Raw genomic sequence first — 17061 nt, 5'->3', positions numbered from 1 at the left:
GAAAAAACGCTGGTATACTGCCGCTGTTCAAAGTTGGACGAGCAGCTGAATGCAGCCATCGTTCATAGCAGAAACCCCGGGACTGAGTCATGCGACAGGTTGAACAACGGTTGCGTGTTATCAGACTTATATTGATCTGGCAGCTTGTTGGGGCCGTTTCGGTAGGGTTAGCAGGTTTTTTTTGGAATAAGGATGTAGCTTTGGCTGCTTTCCTTGGCGGGATGACAGTCGTTCTGCCGAATTCATATTTTGCTTTTCGTGCCTTCAGGTATCGGGTAGCAAGGGCAGCACAACTGATCGTGCGGTCGTTTTATGCAGGTGCTGCTGGTAAAATGTTGCTAACAGCTGGTATGTTCACGTTGGTCTTTATCAACTTGAAACCCTTGAACGCTCCAGCGGTGTTCATTGGCTTTGCTTTGGTGCAGACTTGCAATTGGATCGTGCCACTTGTAGTCGGTAGGCAAGAAGCCGCCGGAGCTAAATAAGTTTTTCAGTAAATTAAGTTGCAGTTATAGAATTCAGTAGCCGTTATAGACTCCAGTCCAGACTCAAGCATTGAAACCATGGCCAACAGCGCACCTACATCGTCAGAGTATATCCAGCACCATTTGCAGAACCTGGTGCTTGGTTTTCACCCTGAGAAGGGTTTAGGCATTGCCCACAGTGGCAAAGAAGCGGCAGAGATGGGCTTTTGGGCCATCAACCTGGACTCCATGTTTTTCTCTATCGTCCTGGGTGCATTTTTCATCTGGTTGTTCAAGAAAGCTGCAGATAGTTTTACCTCCGGTGTGCCTGGCTTGTTGCAAGCCTCCGTTGAGGTAGTTGTTGAATTTGTCGACACTAACGTACGCGACACCTTCCACGCTAAAAACCCCATGATTGCGCCACTGGCGCTGACAGTTTTCGTCTGGATTTTTCTGATGAACTTCATGGATCTGATACCGGTTGACTTCGTACCGCGTCTCGGTGAGGCCGTAGGTATTCCTTATATGAAGATTGTCCCAAGTACTGACGTCAACGTCACGATGGGTCTGTCTCTTTCAGTCTTTGCACTGATGATCTACTTCAGCATCAAAGTCAAAGGACCCATGGGTTTCGTCAAAGAACTCACGCTAATGCCATTTGGCAGCAGCAATCCTGTTGTTCAGGCGATTCTCATACCGGTCAATCTCTTGTTGGAAGGGGTTAGTTTGATCTCAAAGCCCATCTCTCTGGCACTGCGACTGTTCGGTAACATGTATGCCGGTGAGCTCATCTTCATCCTGATTGCGTTGCTGCCGTTCTGGGCCCAATGGATGTTGTCAGTGCCTTGGGCGATTTTCCATATTCTCGTAATCACCCTGCAAGCGTTCATATTCATGATGTTGACCATCGTTTATATGGCTATGGCGCACGAAAATCATTAATCGTAGTTTTTAGTTCACCAGTACCACTCTTACTTTTTAACCCTTTAAATATCTTGGAGTTCTCATGGAAACTGTCGTAGCCTCTACTGCCATCGCTGTTGCGATCATGATCGGCCTTGCTGCTCTTGGCACTGCTATCGGCTTTGCGCTGCTTGGTGGTCGCTTTCTCGAAGGTGCAGCTCGTCAACCAGAAATGGTGCCTATGCTGCAGGTCAAAATGTTCATCGTTGCCGGCCTGCTTGATGCGATCCCTATGATCGGTGTTGGTATCGCACTGTTCTTCGTATTTGCCAACCCCTTCGTCGGCCAGATCGCAGGCTGATTAGAGAAATCAACTAACGAGAGGCAAGGCATATGAACCTGAACCTGACATTGCTCGGCCAGGCTATTTCCTTTGCCGTGTTCGTTCTCTTCTGCATGAAGTATGTCTGGCCACCTATTATCAACGGACTGCGAGAAAGGCAGGCGATGATAGCGGGCGGGCTGGCTGATGCTGAGAAAGGCTCCCAGAAGCGCGAAGAAGCAGAAGCTGAAATCGCTGTACTGCTTCAGGATGCCAAGGCGCAAGCAGCAGAGATAGTGGCTCAAGCACACAAACGCGGTAGTGAGATGGTCGAAACATCCAAGGATGCAGCACGCTCCGAAGGTGAGAGACTTAAGCAAAGTGCCCAGACAGAAATCGACTTGGAAGTAGTCAGTGTTAAAGAAGGTCTGCGTAAGCAGGTCGGCTTGCTGGCTGTTGAAGGAGCAAGACGAATTCTTGGGAGTGAAGTCGATCAGAACAAGCACAACGCGGTCATCGACGACCTCGTTAAGCAGATCTAGATCAGCTGATATAACAGCGCAGGCACTAAAGAATCGCGACTCGGGGAGTTTGATTGAAAAACCGGGTAGCACAAAATAGCGTCACAGAACAGCGGCAACGATAGGCAGGTACGAAACATGGCATCCGAATCGACAACAGCAAGACCTTATGCGCGAGCCATTTTCGAGCTGGCTTCAGAGCGTGGTGGCTACGACCAATGGTCTGGCCGCCTCGGCTACTGGGCCTCGGTTGTTCAAGACGAGGCTATACGTACAAGACTGGCTGAGCCTGGCATTACTGCTCAGGCAAAAGCTGATCTTATTGCGTCGGTGTCTGATGGACTTGACAGCGACAGCCTCAGTTTGCTGAAGCTGCTTGCAGAAAATGATCGACTGGCTTCATTGCCGGATATGTTTAAACAATTCGAGCAGCTCCGGCGCGAAGCCCAGGGTGAAGAGGAAGCTCATGTAGTAAGTGCTTATGCACTTACCGAAGAGCAGTCCTCTAGCATTGTGGAAGCGCTGGGCAAAAGGCTCTCATGTAAAGTCAAGATAACCAGCGAGGTTGACCCAGATCTGATTGGCGGTGCGATTATACGTACTGGCGACCTGGTCATCGACGGATCCATTCGCGGCCGTCTAGCAGCACTGGAACAATCCGTCGCCAGCTGAATGCACTCTGGCCGGGGAGACCGGCTAGAAGCGTTTACTGACCCGACCCTGCAGATTTCAAGAGATTAAATAGACCCATGCAACAACTGAATCCATCCGAGATCAGTGACCTGATCCGGGAGAAAATCGGTACTACCGATACAGCTGCCAACGTACGAACTGAAGGCACAATCGTCAGTTTGAATGACGGTATTGTACGAATACACGGCCTTACGGATGCACTGTCTGGCGAAATGATTGCTTTCGACGACGGCCTCTTCGGACTGGCGTTGAACCTCGAGCGCGACTCTGTCGGTGCGGTTGTTTTAGGTAACTACGAAAATCTGACAGAAGGCGACAAGGTTCGTTGTACTGGAAAGGTACTTGAAGTGCCGATCGGAACAGAACTGCTTGGACGTGTTGTAAATGCACTGGGTGAGCCAATTGATGGCAAAGGCCCGATCAACGCTACACAAACGTCACCTATTGAAAAAATCGCTCCTGGTGTAATCGAACGTCAATCTGTTGATGAGCCGGTACAAACTGGTTTGAAAGCGATTGATGCGATGGTGCCAGTAGGTCGTGGTCAGCGCGAACTGATCATCGGTGACCGTCAGACAGGTAAGACTGCTGTTGCAATCGATGCCATCATTAACCAGAAAGGCACAGGCATCAAATGTGTCTACGTGGCTATCGGACAGAAGCAATCCACGATTGCCAATGTTGTTGCAAAACTTGAAGAGCACGGTGCTCTCGAGAATACAATCATTGTTGCGGCCGGCGCTGCCGACTCTGCAGCCATGCAGTTCATCGCGCCATATGCTGGTTGCACCATGGGTGAATACTTCCGCGATCGCGGCGAAGATGCACTGATCGTATATGACGATCTGACCAAGCAAGCCTGGGCCTACCGTCAGGTATCCCTGTTGTTGCGTCGTCCGCCAGGTCGTGAAGCTTATCCTGGTGATGTTTTCTACCTGCATTCTCGTCTGCTGGAACGTGCATCACGAGTTAACGCTGAATATGTAGAGAAGTTCACCAACGGTGCAGTCAAAGGCAAGACAGGTTCACTGACGGCTCTGCCGATCATCGAAACTCAAGCCGGTGACGTATCTGCTTTCGTACCGACAAACGTTATTTCAATCACCGATGGTCAGATCTTCCTCGAAACGGATCTGTTCAACGCGGGTATTCGTCCAGCGATCAACGCTGGTCTGTCAGTATCACGAGTTGGTGGTGCAGCGCAGACCAAGATCATCAAGAAACTGGGTGGTGGTGTTCGTCTGGCACTTGCGCAATACCGTGAATTGGCGGCATTCGCACAGTTCGCATCAGATCTTGATGAAACTACACGTAAGCAGATCGAGCGTGGACAGCGAGTAACCGAGCTGATGAAGCAGAAGCAATATGCGCCTCTGTCTATCGGTGAGATGGGTGTTTCATTGTTTGCTGCAAACGAAGGCTATCTTGATGATGTTCCAGTCAACAAGATCGTTGATTTCGAAGAAGCCATGCATGATAACTTCCGTTCGAACCTTAAGGATCTCCTTGACCAGGTGAATGAGTCTGGCGACTGGAATGATGATATCCAGGCAGCTTTCAGAAAAGGTCTGGACGCTTTCAAGGCTAACGGAAGCTGGTAAGCACTCATGGCTTCCGGTAAAGAGATACGCACGCAGATCAAGAGTATTCAAAATACTCAGAAGATCACAAAAGCCATGGAAATGGTTGCTGCGTCAAAAATGCGCAAGGCCCAGGATCGCATGCGTGCGAACCGGCCTTACTCGTTAAAGCTCAGGACAGTTGTCGGTCATATTGCGTCAGCGAACGTCGAGTACAAGCACCCGTACTTGACAGAACGTCCTGAGCCAAAGCGAGTTGGTTATATTATTGTTTCTACCGACCGCGGATTGTGCGGCGGTTTGAACACCAATATATTCAAGGCTGCTGTGAATTCCATGAATGAGTGGAACGAACAAGACATAGGAATCGACATTTGCACCATTGGCAAAAAAGCACAGAGCTTTTTTCGCAACATTGGCGGCAATATTGTCGGCAGCACCATCGATTTGGGTGATGCACCTGAACTGAAGACTTTGCTCGGTGCCATACGCATCATGCTGGACAAGTACGATGCGGGTGAAATCGACAGACTGTTCATAGTGGAAAACGAATTTGTTAACACCATGACTCAGTCACCGTCAGTAACTCAGCTTTTACCTGCGGTCGCTACGATGGAAAGCAACGCAAACTACGGCTGGGATTATATCTATGAGCCCGATGCAAACGAAGTGTTGGATCACGTGATGGAGCGTTATATGGAATCACTGGTCTATCAAGCGGTTGTTGAAAACGTAGCCTGTGAAATGGCAGCTCGTATGATCGCCATGAAGAGTGCTTCGGATAATGCTGGTGAGTTGATAGACGACTTGCAACTTGTCTACAACAAGGCTCGTCAGGCTGCTATTACTCAAGAGATTTCCGAGATCGTCGGCGGCGCTGCGGCTGTCTAGATCCGACTACAGAACAAATTACAGGCGGGACACAAGCATGAGTACAGGAAAAATTGTGGAAATCATCGGCGCGGTTATCGACGTCGAATTTCCGCGTAATGCCGTACCGAAAATCTATGATGCACTTGAAGTTGCCAACAACGCGACCGTACTGGAAGTACAGGGTCAGTTGGGCGACGGCATTGTGCGAACGATTGCAATGGGTACATCGGATGGTCTCAAGCGAGGCTTGGTAGTCAGCAACACTGGCGCACCTATCTCCGTGCCAGTTGGCGAAGCTACACTGGGTCGCATCATGAATGTTCTTGGACAGCCGATCGACGAAGCTGGCCCAATTGCAACTGAGGACCGCATGCCTATCCACAGAGAGCCGCCTACTTATGCGGAACAATCTGGATCTACTGAATTGCTGGAAACAGGCATCAAGGTTATCGACCTGCTATGCCCGTTCGCCAAAGGCGGTAAGGTTGGCTTGTTTGGTGGTGCGGGTGTAGGCAAGACCGTAAACATGATGGAGCTGATTCGTAACATCGCTGCCGAGCACTCTGGATTCTCAGTGTTTGCCGGTGTAGGTGAGCGAACTCGTGAAGGTAATGACTTCTACCACGAGATGAAGGATTCCAACGTACTGGACAAGGTATCACTGGTATACGGTCAGATGAACGAGCCTCCGGGCAACCGTCTGCGCGTTGCTTTGACAGGTTTGACCATGGCTGAATTCTTCCGTGACGAAGGTCGTGACGTACTGATGTTTATCGATAACATCTACCGTTACACACTGGCTGGAACAGAAGTATCAGCACTGTTGGGTCGTATGCCTTCTGCGGTAGGTTATCAGCCAACACTTGCGCAAGAAATGGGTGCATTGCAGGAACGCATCACTTCTACCAAGACTGGTTCAATCACTTCAATCCAGGCGGTATACGTACCTGCAGATGATTTGACCGATCCATCGCCAGCAACAACCTTTGCTCACCTTGATGCAACAGTTGTACTGTCTCGAAACATTGCTGAGCTGGGTATTTATCCGGCGGTGGATCCATTGGATTCCACGTCTCGTCAGCTGGATCCTCTGGTCGTTGGTGAAGAACACTACAACTGTGCTCGTAGCGTTCAGAACACTTTGCAGCGTTATAAGGAACTGCGTGACATCATCGCAATTCTGGGAATGGACGAGCTGTCTGAAGAAGACAAGCTGGTTGTTTCTCGTGCACGTAAAGTGCAGCGCTACCTGTCTCAGCCATTCTTCGTGGCAGAAGTATTTACAGGTTCACCAGGCAAGTATGTATCTTTGAAAGATACGATTCGTGCTTTCAACGGCATCGTTGCCGGCGAATACGATCACTTGCCAGAGCAGGCGTTCTACATGCAGGGCACGATCGAAGAAGTTCTTGAGAAATTCAACAGCAAGGCTGCAGCATAATCGTGGCCTCCTCTCTCAAAGTTGAGATTGTCAGTGCTGAGAAAGAGATCTGGAGTGGCGAAGCCAAACTGGTCAGCGCCTCGGCGCAGATGGGTGAGGTTGGTATTGCGCCCGGTCATGCACCGTTTATCACTCGTATCAAACCGGGTGAAATTCGGGTAAAGCCTGTTGATGACGGTGAAGAGCTGGATATCTATGTTTCTGGCGGCATCATGGAAGTACAGCCACATATCGTAACGATCATGGCTGATACTGCTTTGCGTGCTGAGGAGCTGGATGAGGCATCTGCATTGAAAGCCAAGGAAGAAGCTGAAGCTGCACTAGCTGGCGCCCAACCTGGTGAAATTGACTTCCAGGCTGTTCAGGCCAAGTTGGCTGAAGCATCTGCCCAGCTGCAGTTCATCAAGAAGCTGCGTCGCTAGATTAGATTTAGCGATTCGGTTAGCTAAAAGCCCGGCCACCTTCTACAGGTGTCCGGGCTTTTTTGTGTCCGCCTCTATTGCAACTCAGATCACTAGATCAGAGGCCATTGCCAGCCAGTTTTTCTATGATGGGACAACCGGGACGTTCATCGCCATTGCAGGTGTCCACCAGGTGACTGAGCGTATCTCGCATGCCACTCAGATCCTTTATTTTTGCATCGATAAGGCTCAAGTGCCCTCGAGCAATTTCTTTCACATCAGCACTGGCTCGTGAATGGTCTTCCCAGAGTCCCAGGAGGCCACGACAATCTTCGATAGTGAAGCCCAGAGCCCGAGCACGCCCTAAAAAGTTGAGCTTGTGGACATCCTGTTCGTTAAAATCACGATAACCATTGGTGTCTCTGAGTGGTTTGATAAGCCCGACATCTTCATAGTAGCGAATGGTTTTAGATGGTATCGACGACTGTTTTGATGCGCTTCCAATATTCATCGTGTGATCCTCCTAATGAGCTGTTTGTAGTGTGATGGCAGGTTCAGAATGATCCTGAGGCTCCTGCATGGGCGGTTTAACCCAGCGTAAACGCAGGGCATTGGCAAGGACGAAGACACTGGACAGTGTCATTGCAATAGCTGCCAACATCGGTGACAGCGTCATCTGGTTGATCGGATACAGCGCTCCTGCCGCAACCGGGATCAGCAAGACGTTGTAGCCGAAGGCCCAGACAAGATTCTGGCGAATGTTTGTCATGGTGCGCTGACTCAGATCGATAGCATTGATTACTCCTCGCAGATCTCCAGACATCAGCACAACATCAGCACTTTCGATGGCGACATCAGTACCGGTGCCAATGGCCAGGCCTATATCTGCAGCGGCGAGGGCTGGTGCGTCATTGATGCCGTCACCAACAAAGGCCACTTTGCCATGTGCTGCTGAGAGTGCTTCGATAGCCTTCACTTTACCGGCGGGCAATACTTCGGCAACCACCTCATCGATACCAAGCTGGGCCGCTATGCCTTTGGCGGTAACTTGATTGTCACCCGTGATCATCGCAACTTTCAAACCCATGGCATGCAGCGCGTTGATGGCTGCAGGTGTACTGCTCTTGATTGGATCCGAGACTGCCAATACCGCTTTGATCTGGCCATCGAAAGCAACAAACAAAGGAGATTTACCTTGCTCTGCAAAGCGCTTGCCCGCTATTTCAAGATCCCCAAGTTCAACGGTCGATTCAATCATGAAGCGATCGGCACCGACGATTATGGTTTGTCCTGATACCTGAGCAGTCACACCCATACCGGTCACAGAATCAAATGTATCGACTGTCGGAAGCTCTAGTTTGCGTTGCTGAGCAGCTCTGACAATAGCCTGGGCAATCGGGTGTTCGGAGCGTGCTTCAATGGCGGCAATGGTACTCAATAACGAACTCTCATCGACTCCTTCAACCACGTGCAGGTCGGTCAGTTCCGGTCTGCCCTGGGTCAGGGTTCCTGTTTTATCGAGTGCTACGATGGTTGCACCTTGTAGTGTCTGCAGGGCACTTCCCTTGCGGAACAGAACGCCCATTTCCGCAGCTCGGCCGGTCGCCACCATGATGGAGGTTGGAACAGCCAGGCCCATGGCGCAGGGGCAGGCAATGATCAAAACAGAGACACCAGCGATCAGCGCATGAGTCAATGACGGTTCAGGACCGACAAACAACCAGACCAGAGTTGTCAGCAAAGCTATCGTGAGCACCGCAGGAACAAACCAGCCGGTAATTCTATTAACCAGATCCTGAATAGGCAGCTTTGCCCCCTGGGCTTGTTCGACCATACGAACTATCTGGGAAAGCATGGTGTCGGCACCCACCTTACTGGCTGTGAGAACCAGTGCGCCTGTGCCATTCACAGTACCGCCCACCACATCGGTTCCGGAGGATTTTTCGACGGGTATTGGCTCGCCGGTAATCATGCTTTCATCCACGTAGCTTTGGCCACTGGACACCTTGCCGTCGGTCGGTATCTTCTCACCGGGACGAACATGAATGATGTCACCCTCGATGATGTCGTCGATGGAGATCTCGCTGACGAGGCCATCGCGTTCCACATGAGCTGACTTGGCTTGCAGTCCGAGCAGAGCCTGTATGGCTTGACCGGTACGCCCCTTGGCTCGTGCTTCCAGAAAGCGGCCCAACAGTATCAGCGTCACGATAACGGCTGCTGCCTCAAAATAGACGGCTCTGGATTCTGCTGGCAACAGGCTGGGCAAAAAGGTGGCAACTACCGAATAACTCCAGGCCGCCAGACTGCCCAATGCCACCAGACTGTTCATGTCCGGGGACCTCTTGAGCAAGGCTGGAATGCCCTTCATGTAGAAACGCCGACCGGGCCAGGCCATGACAAGGGTCGTTAATACAAACTGCAGGATCCAGCTTGTCTGGGTACCGACGTTTGTGGCGACCCACTGATGAAACGCCGGTAGCAGGTGGCCGCCCATCTCGATGACAAACACGGGCAGCGTCAAGACCGCTGCGATAAGCGTCATGTGTTTAAGCTGTTGAGCCTCTAACTCTTTGAGCTTGCCTCGATCCTGATGGTCCGAGCCTTTGAGCGTGGCAGGGTAGCCCAGCGCGGTTGGAACGGCTGTCAGCTCGCTGAGACTGGAGATGCCCGGCAAGAATGTCACAGATGCGCTTTCTGTTGCCAGATTGACAGAAGCCTCGAGTACGCCGGGCAAGGCCTTCACAGCCTTTTCCACACGACCGACACACGAGGCGCAGTTCATGCTGCCAATGGCCAGCTCCACCGTCTCAGAGCGGGCAGGGTAGCCCACCTCGTCCAGTGCCTTGAGCAGGTCTGTGATATCAGCGTTGCCCGAGACCACGACGTTCTCAGCTGAGAGGTTGACTACCGCCTCTTCAACGCCCGGCACGGCCTTGATAGCCTTTTCCACACGATTCACGCAGGATGCGCAACTCATGCCTTCAATGTCGATTAAATACGATTTGTTCGAGTCCATACTGGCCGCCCACTATTCAATGTGTGGCCAGCTTAGACCTTCCGGTTACTGGAAGGTCAAGCGTCTATTTTCTATCCGTGGGGACAGGTTGGCTCTACGCGCAATGATCGGAGAGCGGGTAATTGGGCAAGCTGCTCTGACAGGTGGCAGGATATACGATCAAGCTTCAATGCAATTTGATGATGGCGGGCCATCAAGGGTAGCTCCATACTTACATCTTCACTGGCAACAATCGAGAGCGACCACTGTGGGTCTTCCCACTGCCAGGCGAAGTGCTTGCCGAGGGGCTGAATATCCGCGATACGAGTCTGGAACAAACCTTCGACAGGCTGGCCATTGGCGGAGGCTAGTTTGTACAAGGCTTCATGTAATGTATAGGCCTTGTAGAAGCTGCGTTGAGGATCGCCGGATTGTCTGATTTGCTGCTGTATGGCAGGCTCGGGTAATAACTCGATCAGATCATTCAGACGGGTCGTATGCCGAGCTTGCCAGAATTCCAGATCGATGCCGATCGGACAATTAGCCAGGGCTGCTACAACTCGTCCCTGTCGGTGGCTGATGCTGGCGTGCCAGCCGGCAGGCATATCGGGGTGTTGTGGTCTTCCGGTGCCGCGTTTTGACCAGTTTGCAGGTTCGAGAAAAATTCCTGCGCTGGTCGATAACTGGCTCAGTAACTGGCGAGACTTGAATGAGGCAGTAGCGGCATCCTGACCGCCGGGTAGTTGCTGCATGGCCAGTCGTAACTGGCCATGCGGTGTACTTTCAGAAATCAGACGTTTGCCAGAAATCAGGGTAATTTGACGATATCGCCACGCAGAGCTACGCCTGCCATGACATTGCCTGCATGGCATTCATATTCAGTAGCCGATGCCATGACAACTTTCTTGTAGTAACTTTCAATGTTGACTACCGCGTTGCCGCCTTCTGATCGAGCCCGGTCCTGAAGTGCAATCAGGGCTGACAACATGACCCAGTCGCAAGCTTCAGAGTCACTCTTGTTGAAAGCGTTTGTCTTTTTGTTGGTGACGAAGTTGCCGTATTTTCTTGTGGGTTCTGGATAAGATTGGCCAGCGAAAAGCAGGCGTATTTCAGGGTCAAGCTTGTCCTGTGTCTGACCCTTTGCCATTAGATCGGCAATGGGTACCATCAGCTTGTTGTCACGTGCCTGGCTATTGCCGGCAGCTAGCAAGATACTGGTGGCGATGGTTAGTGTTACCAGAAATTTTCGCATTAAGTCTCTCCTTGAGTTGCTTGGCTTGAGTAGCTTGAGCTTAGCAGTGATTGGCGATTACGAACCCGGACTGGCAGTGCATGGGTTTCATATGAGGCATTACATGCTTCTGACTTACGCAATGATTTGATGTTGAACTGCATTCATTGCGTATTTATAAATCCCGACATCATGCATTCCAGCGTTTGAATATCAGCGATGTATTGATTCCACCAAAGGCGAAATTATTGGTCATTATATACTCGCAATCCAGCGACCGGCCTTCGTCGCGAATATGGTCCAGTGGAGCACATTTGGGATCAATGTTGTTGAGATTGGCTGTTGCATGAAACCAATTATTGTTCATCATCTCCAAGGCTACCCAGGCTTCCAGTCCCCCACAGGCGCCCAGACTATGCCCCATGAAGCTCTTCAGAGCGCTGATGGGCGTCTGCTCGCCAAAGACAGCATGTGTTGCCAGGCTTTCTGCAATATCGCCTCGATCGGTGGCAGAGCCATGAGCACTGATGTAACCAATCTGTTCGGCTTCTATTCCCGCATCCAGTAAAGCCATGCGTATCGCTTTTTCCATGGTCTCGGGGCGTGGCTGAGTGACATGTTTGCCGTCACTGTTGCTGGCAAATCCGACCAGTTCGGCATGAATGGTGGCGCCTCGTTCGAGTGCCTTTTCCAGTTCTTCCAGAATCAAAGTGCCGGCGCCTTCTCCGATCACCAGTCCATCACGATCCCGGTCGAACGGGCTAGGTGACAGTTCTGGCGTGTCGTTCTTGGTGCTGGTGGCGAACAATGTGTCGAATACGGCAGCCTGAGTAGCTGTCAGTTCTTCGCAGCCCCCTGCTACCATGGTGTTCTGGCGGCCAAACCGGATGGCCTCGTACGCATAGCCGATACCCTGACTACCCGATGTGCAGGCGCTGGATGTGGTGTAGATTCGTCCGGTGATACCAAAAAATACGCCGATATTGACCGGCGATGTATGCGACATCATGCGTATATAAGAGTTGGCGCTAAGCCCTTCTGTCGAATTGTTGAAGATCATCTTGCCAAAATCGGCGATGGCGTCCGACTCGCCGGCTGAGGCGCCGTAGGCAATGCCAGTCATTCCATCCTTCAGACTGGGGTCGCCTAACAGACCTGCATCCTCCAGTGCGCGTTCCGTGGCGGTTGTGGCCATGCAGGCAGCACGACCCATGCTGCGAAGGTTGCGGCGCGTGTAGTGGGCAGGGACTTCATAGTCGGGCACTGGTGCTGCCAGTGCCGTGTTGAGACCTTCGATGACTTCCCATTCCGGCATCTTGCGTACCCCATTCTGCAGGGCTTCAAGACGCTCGCGAATGCTGGGCCAATCCTGACCGATCGGGGAGATCCCGGCCATTCCAGTGACCACGACCCGGCGTCCACCGTCCGCACGACGCATTGCAGGAAAATTCAACACATACCTCCATTTACCGATAGAATTTGACGAGTAATATAAGCCGCATCTGACGAACACAGAAAACTTACTGAGCCAGCTACCTCGTCCGCAGTACCGATTCGCTTCATGGGAATCATTGGCATGGCTCGTTCAATGATATCCGGATCCAGCAAATCCGTTTCAATCAGGCCGGGTGCTACAGCATTGACCGTAATCCGGCGACCAGCCAGTTCCATGGCCAGCGCACGAACAGCACCGTGCAGACCCGACTTGGCTGCACTGTAATTCACCTGCCCACGATTACCCATGATACCCGAGACCGACGTGACCGCCACTATCCTGCCGGCCTTGCGACGTCGAATCATGGGCATTATTGCGGGTTTGACCACATTGTAGAAGCTGTTCAGGTTGGTGTTGATGACCCCATGCCAGTCATCGCTGGTCAATGCGGGGAATGCAGCATCGGCCGTCATGCCTGCATTGCACACAATGCCGTAGTAGGCGCCGTGCGATTCAATATCCTGTTCGATAACCGCATTGACCGCCTCGGTATCACCGATGTCAAACTGCAATACTCGAGCATCGCCACCTGAATCCTTGATCTGGCTGGCGACGCTATCGGCATCAGTCCGGCGCTCACGGCAGTGAACAACCACCGTAAACCCGTCAGCGGCCAACCGCAGTGCGATGGCCTTGCCGATGCCTCGACTTGATCCGGTCACCAGTATGCTGTTTGTCATCGGAATCCTCGTGCCTGAATTTGTTGCAAGTTGTCATCGGGTCCAGGCTGGAACACATTGACCTGTGCACTGGCTATCTGATTCGAACGGCTGTCGTAGATATTGCAGATAAATGATCCCAGGCCGTTATCAGCCTGAAAATCCTGTTCAACGCGAATCCGGAAATGTTCGCCGAGTGTCAGCCACGGTTGCTTGCAGTCGTAGTGACGTGTTCCCAGCAGAAATCCAATGGCAGGCGCTCTGCCTGCAGCACGAGCCTGTACGCCTGACCAGGCCGCGATGGCCTGTGCCATCCACTCAAGACCGATCCAGCCCGGGACTCCCTGATCCGTGGCAAACTGACTTTGCAGGGTGGGTACGACGCCGGCTTCAAGAACTTCGCCATTTGTCTTCAACAAAGTGTCGAGCAAGCACATTCTGCCCGAGTGCGGCACGTAGGGCTTGATGCAGCAAGGCATCTTGATAGTGGCGCTAGAATCGATGATTGTCATGAGCTGCGTTTTATCAGCAATGCGATGTTATTGCCGCCGAAGGCATATGAATTGCTCATGGCGGTATCCCCTTCCCACTTGCCACCTCGGGTCAGATTCAGGGACGGCAGCTTGGGATCTATCTTGTAGTCTGCCTGTTGTGCGGGTAGCTGCCCGCTCTCCAGTGCCAACCAGCAAAAAGCGGCCTCCAGAGCACCACAGGCACCCAGGGTATGCCCGGTCAGTGTTTTGGTTGAACTGCAGAGCACTGACGAGCCGAAGATACGCTGCATGGCCGTTGCTTCCATGGAGTCGTTCAAACGAGTGGCCGTACCGTGCAAATTGACATAGCCGACATCTTCGGGCTTGAGACCTGCCATGTCTATGGCTGCCTGCATGGCTGCACTGGCGCCGTGTCCATCGGGTGCAGGGGCACTGATGTGATGTGCATCACTGCTTTCGCCATAACCGAGAAGTTGCATGCCACCTGGTTCAGCGGTCATCAGAAACAGCACAGCGGCCTCACCCAGGTTGATGCCGTTGCGATCCTGACCGAAAGGGCGGCACTGGCTGTCACTGACGGCCTCGAGCGATCTGAACCCCTGAATGGTCAAGCCACACAAGCTGTCTGCACCGCCGGTTATGACGGCATCGCACAAATTGGCCTGTAACAGCCGCTGCGCACTGGCCAGGGCTCTGGCACTGGAGGTACAGGCCGTACTGATCGTGTAGGCAGGACCCTGTAGATTTGCGCGCTTCTTGATGAAGAGGGCCGGAGCTCCCAGTTCCTGATTGGAATAATGAAACTCTTCAGGCCAGTCACCGTTCTTGTCCAGCTGATTGATTGCTTGTTCGGCTTCTCCGATGCCTGAGGTACTGGTACCCATGACCACGGCAATTCGTGCCTCCGGGTGACTATCCCGGTATTGGTCTATCTGCGGCATCAATCGGTCCAGTGCCAGGGACAGTAAAGCATTGTTGCGGGAGCGTTCGTGGACGGGCCAGAGCGTGATATCAGGCAGGGCTGAATCCACATAGCCCAGCATTTGCGGCATGTCAGGAGTGAAACGATCACTCTGCTGCAAACCATCTCGACCTGAAAACAAGGCATCTCTGATCTGCGGCAGCTCGCTACCCAGCGGGCAGACAATAGCTGGCGGATGCAGGCGACAGAAGGAGGGTGCTGGCACGCTCATAGGGGGGCACAGGGTTTGCTTGAATCGAGCGGAGATATGGACATACTGACCTTCATCTGGAAATCTTCTATCACTGTGCACGCATCTGATAGCAGAATGCTAGCTTGTATCCTGTGACGAAATAATACTTCTCGTCGATTTGCCACGCTGTGCAGACTCCATGGGGTGTTGGCAAATGCCGATTCCAGAGATTCTTTCGGCCACAGTGCCCACCCCAGGCGGCTGGCTAACCAAGGCGCCGTCACCGGTGGAGAGATCGTGCTGTCGGGCAGATATCGCGTTCCATCGTGATCATGCAACAAGGTAAATAATCGCTGTCCATTGGGACTCAGAACAGCCAGTTGCAGTCGATCGTGGGTATGCGCAAGTACGGCTGTGAGTTGAAACTCAGACTCTGCAGAGAAAATTTGCAGACGTTGGACTCTGGGAGCCGTGGGTGCCAGTTCAGTCAACCGGGGGATCGGTGGCGCTGATGGGGTAATGGCGCAAGAGCTCAGTGCGAATGCCAGTAATCCGCTCAAAAACGTCATACGCCCACGGATCATGCCCTGCACAATTCTGCCAGCTTGGTAAGACGGCGCTCAGATGCACTGACCAGAGGATTGGTGCTGTCCCAGGCATAGCCTGCCAGTACTGCACTGATCATCTGACGGATTCGGACCGAATCCTGATCGGAGAAGATGATGTCTGGCAGCTCGTTCGTATACCAGGCGTTGACAAAGGCCTTGAAGGTATTGACGCCAGCGCGTAAAGGTTGCTCGAACTCCGATGGCCAGTCGATAGTCTCTCCCTGTAGTTGTCTGTGTACCAAGGGGGCTGCAAGTACGGCAGATTTGAGTGCAATGGTCACACCGGAAGAGAAAACCGGATCCAGAAACTCGCCAGCATTGCCCAATAATGCATAACCGGGCCCATGCAATGCCGAAACATCCGCCGAATAGCCTGCCAGCTTGCTGGTATCACGCAGGGAGGTTGCCCCCTTGAGGTATTTGGCAAGGCGAGGCTCATCAAGCAAGGTGTTTTGCAAACGCTGCGTATCGTCGTCGCCGAACAAGGCCAGCTGATCAGGTGTGCCGACCACACCCACTGAAAATCGGTTTTCTGGAAAAGGGATAAACCAGTACCAGATGCCTTTGATGCTCGGATGTATGCAAATCAGTATTTTTTTGCGGTCATAGTTCTCATCATCCACAACACTACGCATGTGTGTAAACAGGGCGCAGCGACTTTCCAGTCTGGAGGCTTTTTCCAGGTTGCATAATCTGGCCAATACTCGTCCGTAACCACTGGCATCCAGAACGAACCGGCTTTTCAGTGCATAGGCATCACCGTTTTCTGGCTGGACCTGTAGTACCGGCTCAGTGGCATCAGGTTCAAAACCGACAACCTGACTGCCAAATTCAACATCAACACCGGATGCCTGAGCACCACGAATCAGCTGATGATCAAACTCCGAGCGCTCTACTTGCCAGGTTGTAGCCGGACCGGGAGAGAACTTGTCGCTGAAATCAATATCGCGATATTGTTCACCCCAGCTAAAGGCAGCACCGTTCTTCCGTTGGAAGTTACCGGTTGTTGCCGTTTCCAGCAAACCACAAAAATCCAGATACTCCATGCACTGCGGCAGGAGGCTTTCGCCAATGGAAAAACGGGGGAAGTGACTTCTTTCCAGGACCTTGACCTGCAACCCTTGCTGCGCCAGCCAGTTAGCGGCGGCTGCACCTGAGGGGCCAGCTCCGATTATCGCTACATCTGTTTGTTCGAATTCAGCTTGCATTCTATAAGGAGTCCGT

The 17061-nt window shown here is 52.3% G+C and carries 19 protein-coding genes; 9 read left to right on the top strand and 10 right to left on the bottom strand.

Features of this window, described 5'->3' with window-relative positions; genetic code table 11:
* The first annotated feature begins 89 nt into the window (after positions 1-89).
* The 9 genes from IMCC3135_RS33735 (at position 90) to IMCC3135_RS33695 (ending at position 7219) form a co-directional block, all read left to right on the top strand.
* Positions 90-485: an ATP synthase subunit I gene (locus IMCC3135_RS33735; protein ID WP_088921589.1), complete on the top strand. Its 396-nt coding sequence runs from the start codon at positions 90-92 to the stop codon at positions 483-485.
* A gap of 78 nt (positions 486-563) precedes the next feature.
* On the top strand, positions 564-1406 hold the full coding sequence (atpB, locus tag IMCC3135_RS33730) for a F0F1 ATP synthase subunit A (protein WP_088921588.1): 843 nt from the start codon (positions 564-566) through the stop codon (positions 1404-1406).
* Between the two features lie 64 nt (positions 1407-1470).
* Complete coding sequence (gene atpE, locus IMCC3135_RS33725) at positions 1471-1728, top strand: F0F1 ATP synthase subunit C (RefSeq protein WP_088921587.1); 258 nt, start codon at positions 1471-1473, stop codon at positions 1726-1728.
* 32 nt (positions 1729-1760) lie between these two features.
* Positions 1761-2231, top strand: coding sequence for a F0F1 ATP synthase subunit B (locus tag IMCC3135_RS33720; protein ID WP_088921586.1), 471 nt, complete (start codon positions 1761-1763; stop codon positions 2229-2231).
* A gap of 117 nt (positions 2232-2348) precedes the next feature.
* A complete protein-coding gene (locus IMCC3135_RS33715; protein WP_088921585.1) occupies positions 2349-2882 on the top strand; it encodes a F0F1 ATP synthase subunit delta in 534 nt (177 codons plus the stop codon).
* 77 nt (positions 2883-2959) lie between these two features.
* Positions 2960-4504: a F0F1 ATP synthase subunit alpha gene (gene atpA, locus IMCC3135_RS33710; RefSeq protein WP_088921584.1), complete on the top strand. Its 1545-nt coding sequence runs from the start codon at positions 2960-2962 to the stop codon at positions 4502-4504.
* A gap of 6 nt (positions 4505-4510) precedes the next feature.
* On the top strand, positions 4511-5374 hold the full coding sequence (atpG, locus tag IMCC3135_RS33705) for a F0F1 ATP synthase subunit gamma (protein ID WP_088921583.1): 864 nt from the start codon (positions 4511-4513) through the stop codon (positions 5372-5374).
* 37 nt (positions 5375-5411) lie between these two features.
* Positions 5412-6797, top strand: a complete 1386-nt coding sequence (atpD, locus tag IMCC3135_RS33700; protein ID WP_088921582.1) for a F0F1 ATP synthase subunit beta — start codon at positions 5412-5414, stop codon at positions 6795-6797.
* A gap of 2 nt (positions 6798-6799) precedes the next feature.
* Positions 6800-7219, top strand: a complete 420-nt coding sequence (locus IMCC3135_RS33695; RefSeq protein WP_088921581.1) for a F0F1 ATP synthase subunit epsilon — start codon at positions 6800-6802, stop codon at positions 7217-7219.
* A gap of 97 nt (positions 7220-7316) precedes the next feature.
* On the opposite strand, the gene cueR is transcribed toward IMCC3135_RS33695, so the two are convergent.
* The 10 genes from cueR to IMCC3135_RS33645 all read right to left on the bottom strand — a co-directional run bounded on the left by cueR (position 7317) and on the right by IMCC3135_RS33645 (position 17045).
* Positions 7317-7709 carry a Cu(I)-responsive transcriptional regulator gene (gene cueR / locus IMCC3135_RS33690; RefSeq protein ID WP_088921580.1) on the bottom strand — a complete coding sequence of 131 codons (393 nt, stop codon included), beginning with the start codon at positions 7707-7709 and terminating at the stop codon, positions 7317-7319.
* 12 nt (positions 7710-7721) lie between these two features.
* Positions 7722-10217 (bottom strand): heavy metal translocating P-type ATPase, encoded by a 2496-nt coding sequence (locus tag IMCC3135_RS33685; RefSeq protein WP_088921579.1) that lies wholly within the window; start codon positions 10215-10217, stop codon positions 7722-7724.
* A 71-nt stretch (positions 10218-10288) separates the two neighbouring features.
* Complete coding sequence (locus IMCC3135_RS33680) at positions 10289-10948, bottom strand: 4'-phosphopantetheinyl transferase family protein (protein ID WP_088921578.1); 660 nt, start codon at positions 10946-10948, stop codon at positions 10289-10291.
* Positions 10949-11004: 56 nt separating this feature from the next.
* On the bottom strand, positions 11005-11448 hold the full coding sequence (locus tag IMCC3135_RS33675) for an excinuclease ATPase subunit (RefSeq protein ID WP_088921577.1): 444 nt from the start codon (positions 11446-11448) through the stop codon (positions 11005-11007).
* A 169-nt stretch (positions 11449-11617) separates the two neighbouring features.
* Positions 11618-12880, bottom strand: coding sequence for a beta-ketoacyl-ACP synthase (locus IMCC3135_RS33670; RefSeq protein WP_236994716.1), 1263 nt, complete (start codon positions 12878-12880; stop codon positions 11618-11620).
* Positions 12877-13602 carry a 3-oxoacyl-ACP reductase FabG gene (fabG, locus tag IMCC3135_RS33665; RefSeq protein ID WP_088921575.1) on the bottom strand — a complete coding sequence of 242 codons (726 nt, stop codon included), beginning with the start codon at positions 13600-13602 and terminating at the stop codon, positions 12877-12879. The genes IMCC3135_RS33670 and fabG overlap by 4 nt, the downstream gene beginning before the upstream one ends.
* Positions 13599-14093 carry a hotdog family protein gene (locus IMCC3135_RS33660; RefSeq protein ID WP_088921574.1) on the bottom strand — a complete coding sequence of 165 codons (495 nt, stop codon included), beginning with the start codon at positions 14091-14093 and terminating at the stop codon, positions 13599-13601. Before IMCC3135_RS33660 ends, fabG begins: the two co-directional genes overlap by 4 nt.
* Entirely contained in the window at positions 14090-15268 is a 1179-nt protein-coding gene (locus IMCC3135_RS33655) for a beta-ketoacyl-ACP synthase (RefSeq protein WP_088921573.1), read from the bottom strand. Before IMCC3135_RS33655 ends, IMCC3135_RS33660 begins: the two co-directional genes overlap by 4 nt.
* Positions 15265-15798 (bottom strand): DUF3261 domain-containing protein, encoded by a 534-nt coding sequence (locus IMCC3135_RS33650; protein WP_157736516.1) that lies wholly within the window; start codon positions 15796-15798, stop codon positions 15265-15267. Before IMCC3135_RS33650 ends, IMCC3135_RS33655 begins: the two co-directional genes overlap by 4 nt.
* Positions 15799-15809: 11 nt before the next feature.
* Positions 15810-17045 carry an NAD(P)/FAD-dependent oxidoreductase gene (locus IMCC3135_RS33645; protein ID WP_088921571.1) on the bottom strand — a complete coding sequence of 412 codons (1236 nt, stop codon included), beginning with the start codon at positions 17043-17045 and terminating at the stop codon, positions 15810-15812.
* Between the last annotated feature and the right edge of the window lie 16 nt (positions 17046-17061).

The sequence above is a fragment of the Granulosicoccus antarcticus IMCC3135 genome, from assembly GCF_002215215.1.
Taxonomy (GTDB): domain Bacteria; phylum Pseudomonadota; class Gammaproteobacteria; order Granulosicoccales; family Granulosicoccaceae; genus Granulosicoccus; species Granulosicoccus antarcticus.
The sequence above is the reverse complement of the archived record's forward strand: the minus strand, read 5'-3'. Positions and strand labels throughout refer to the sequence as shown.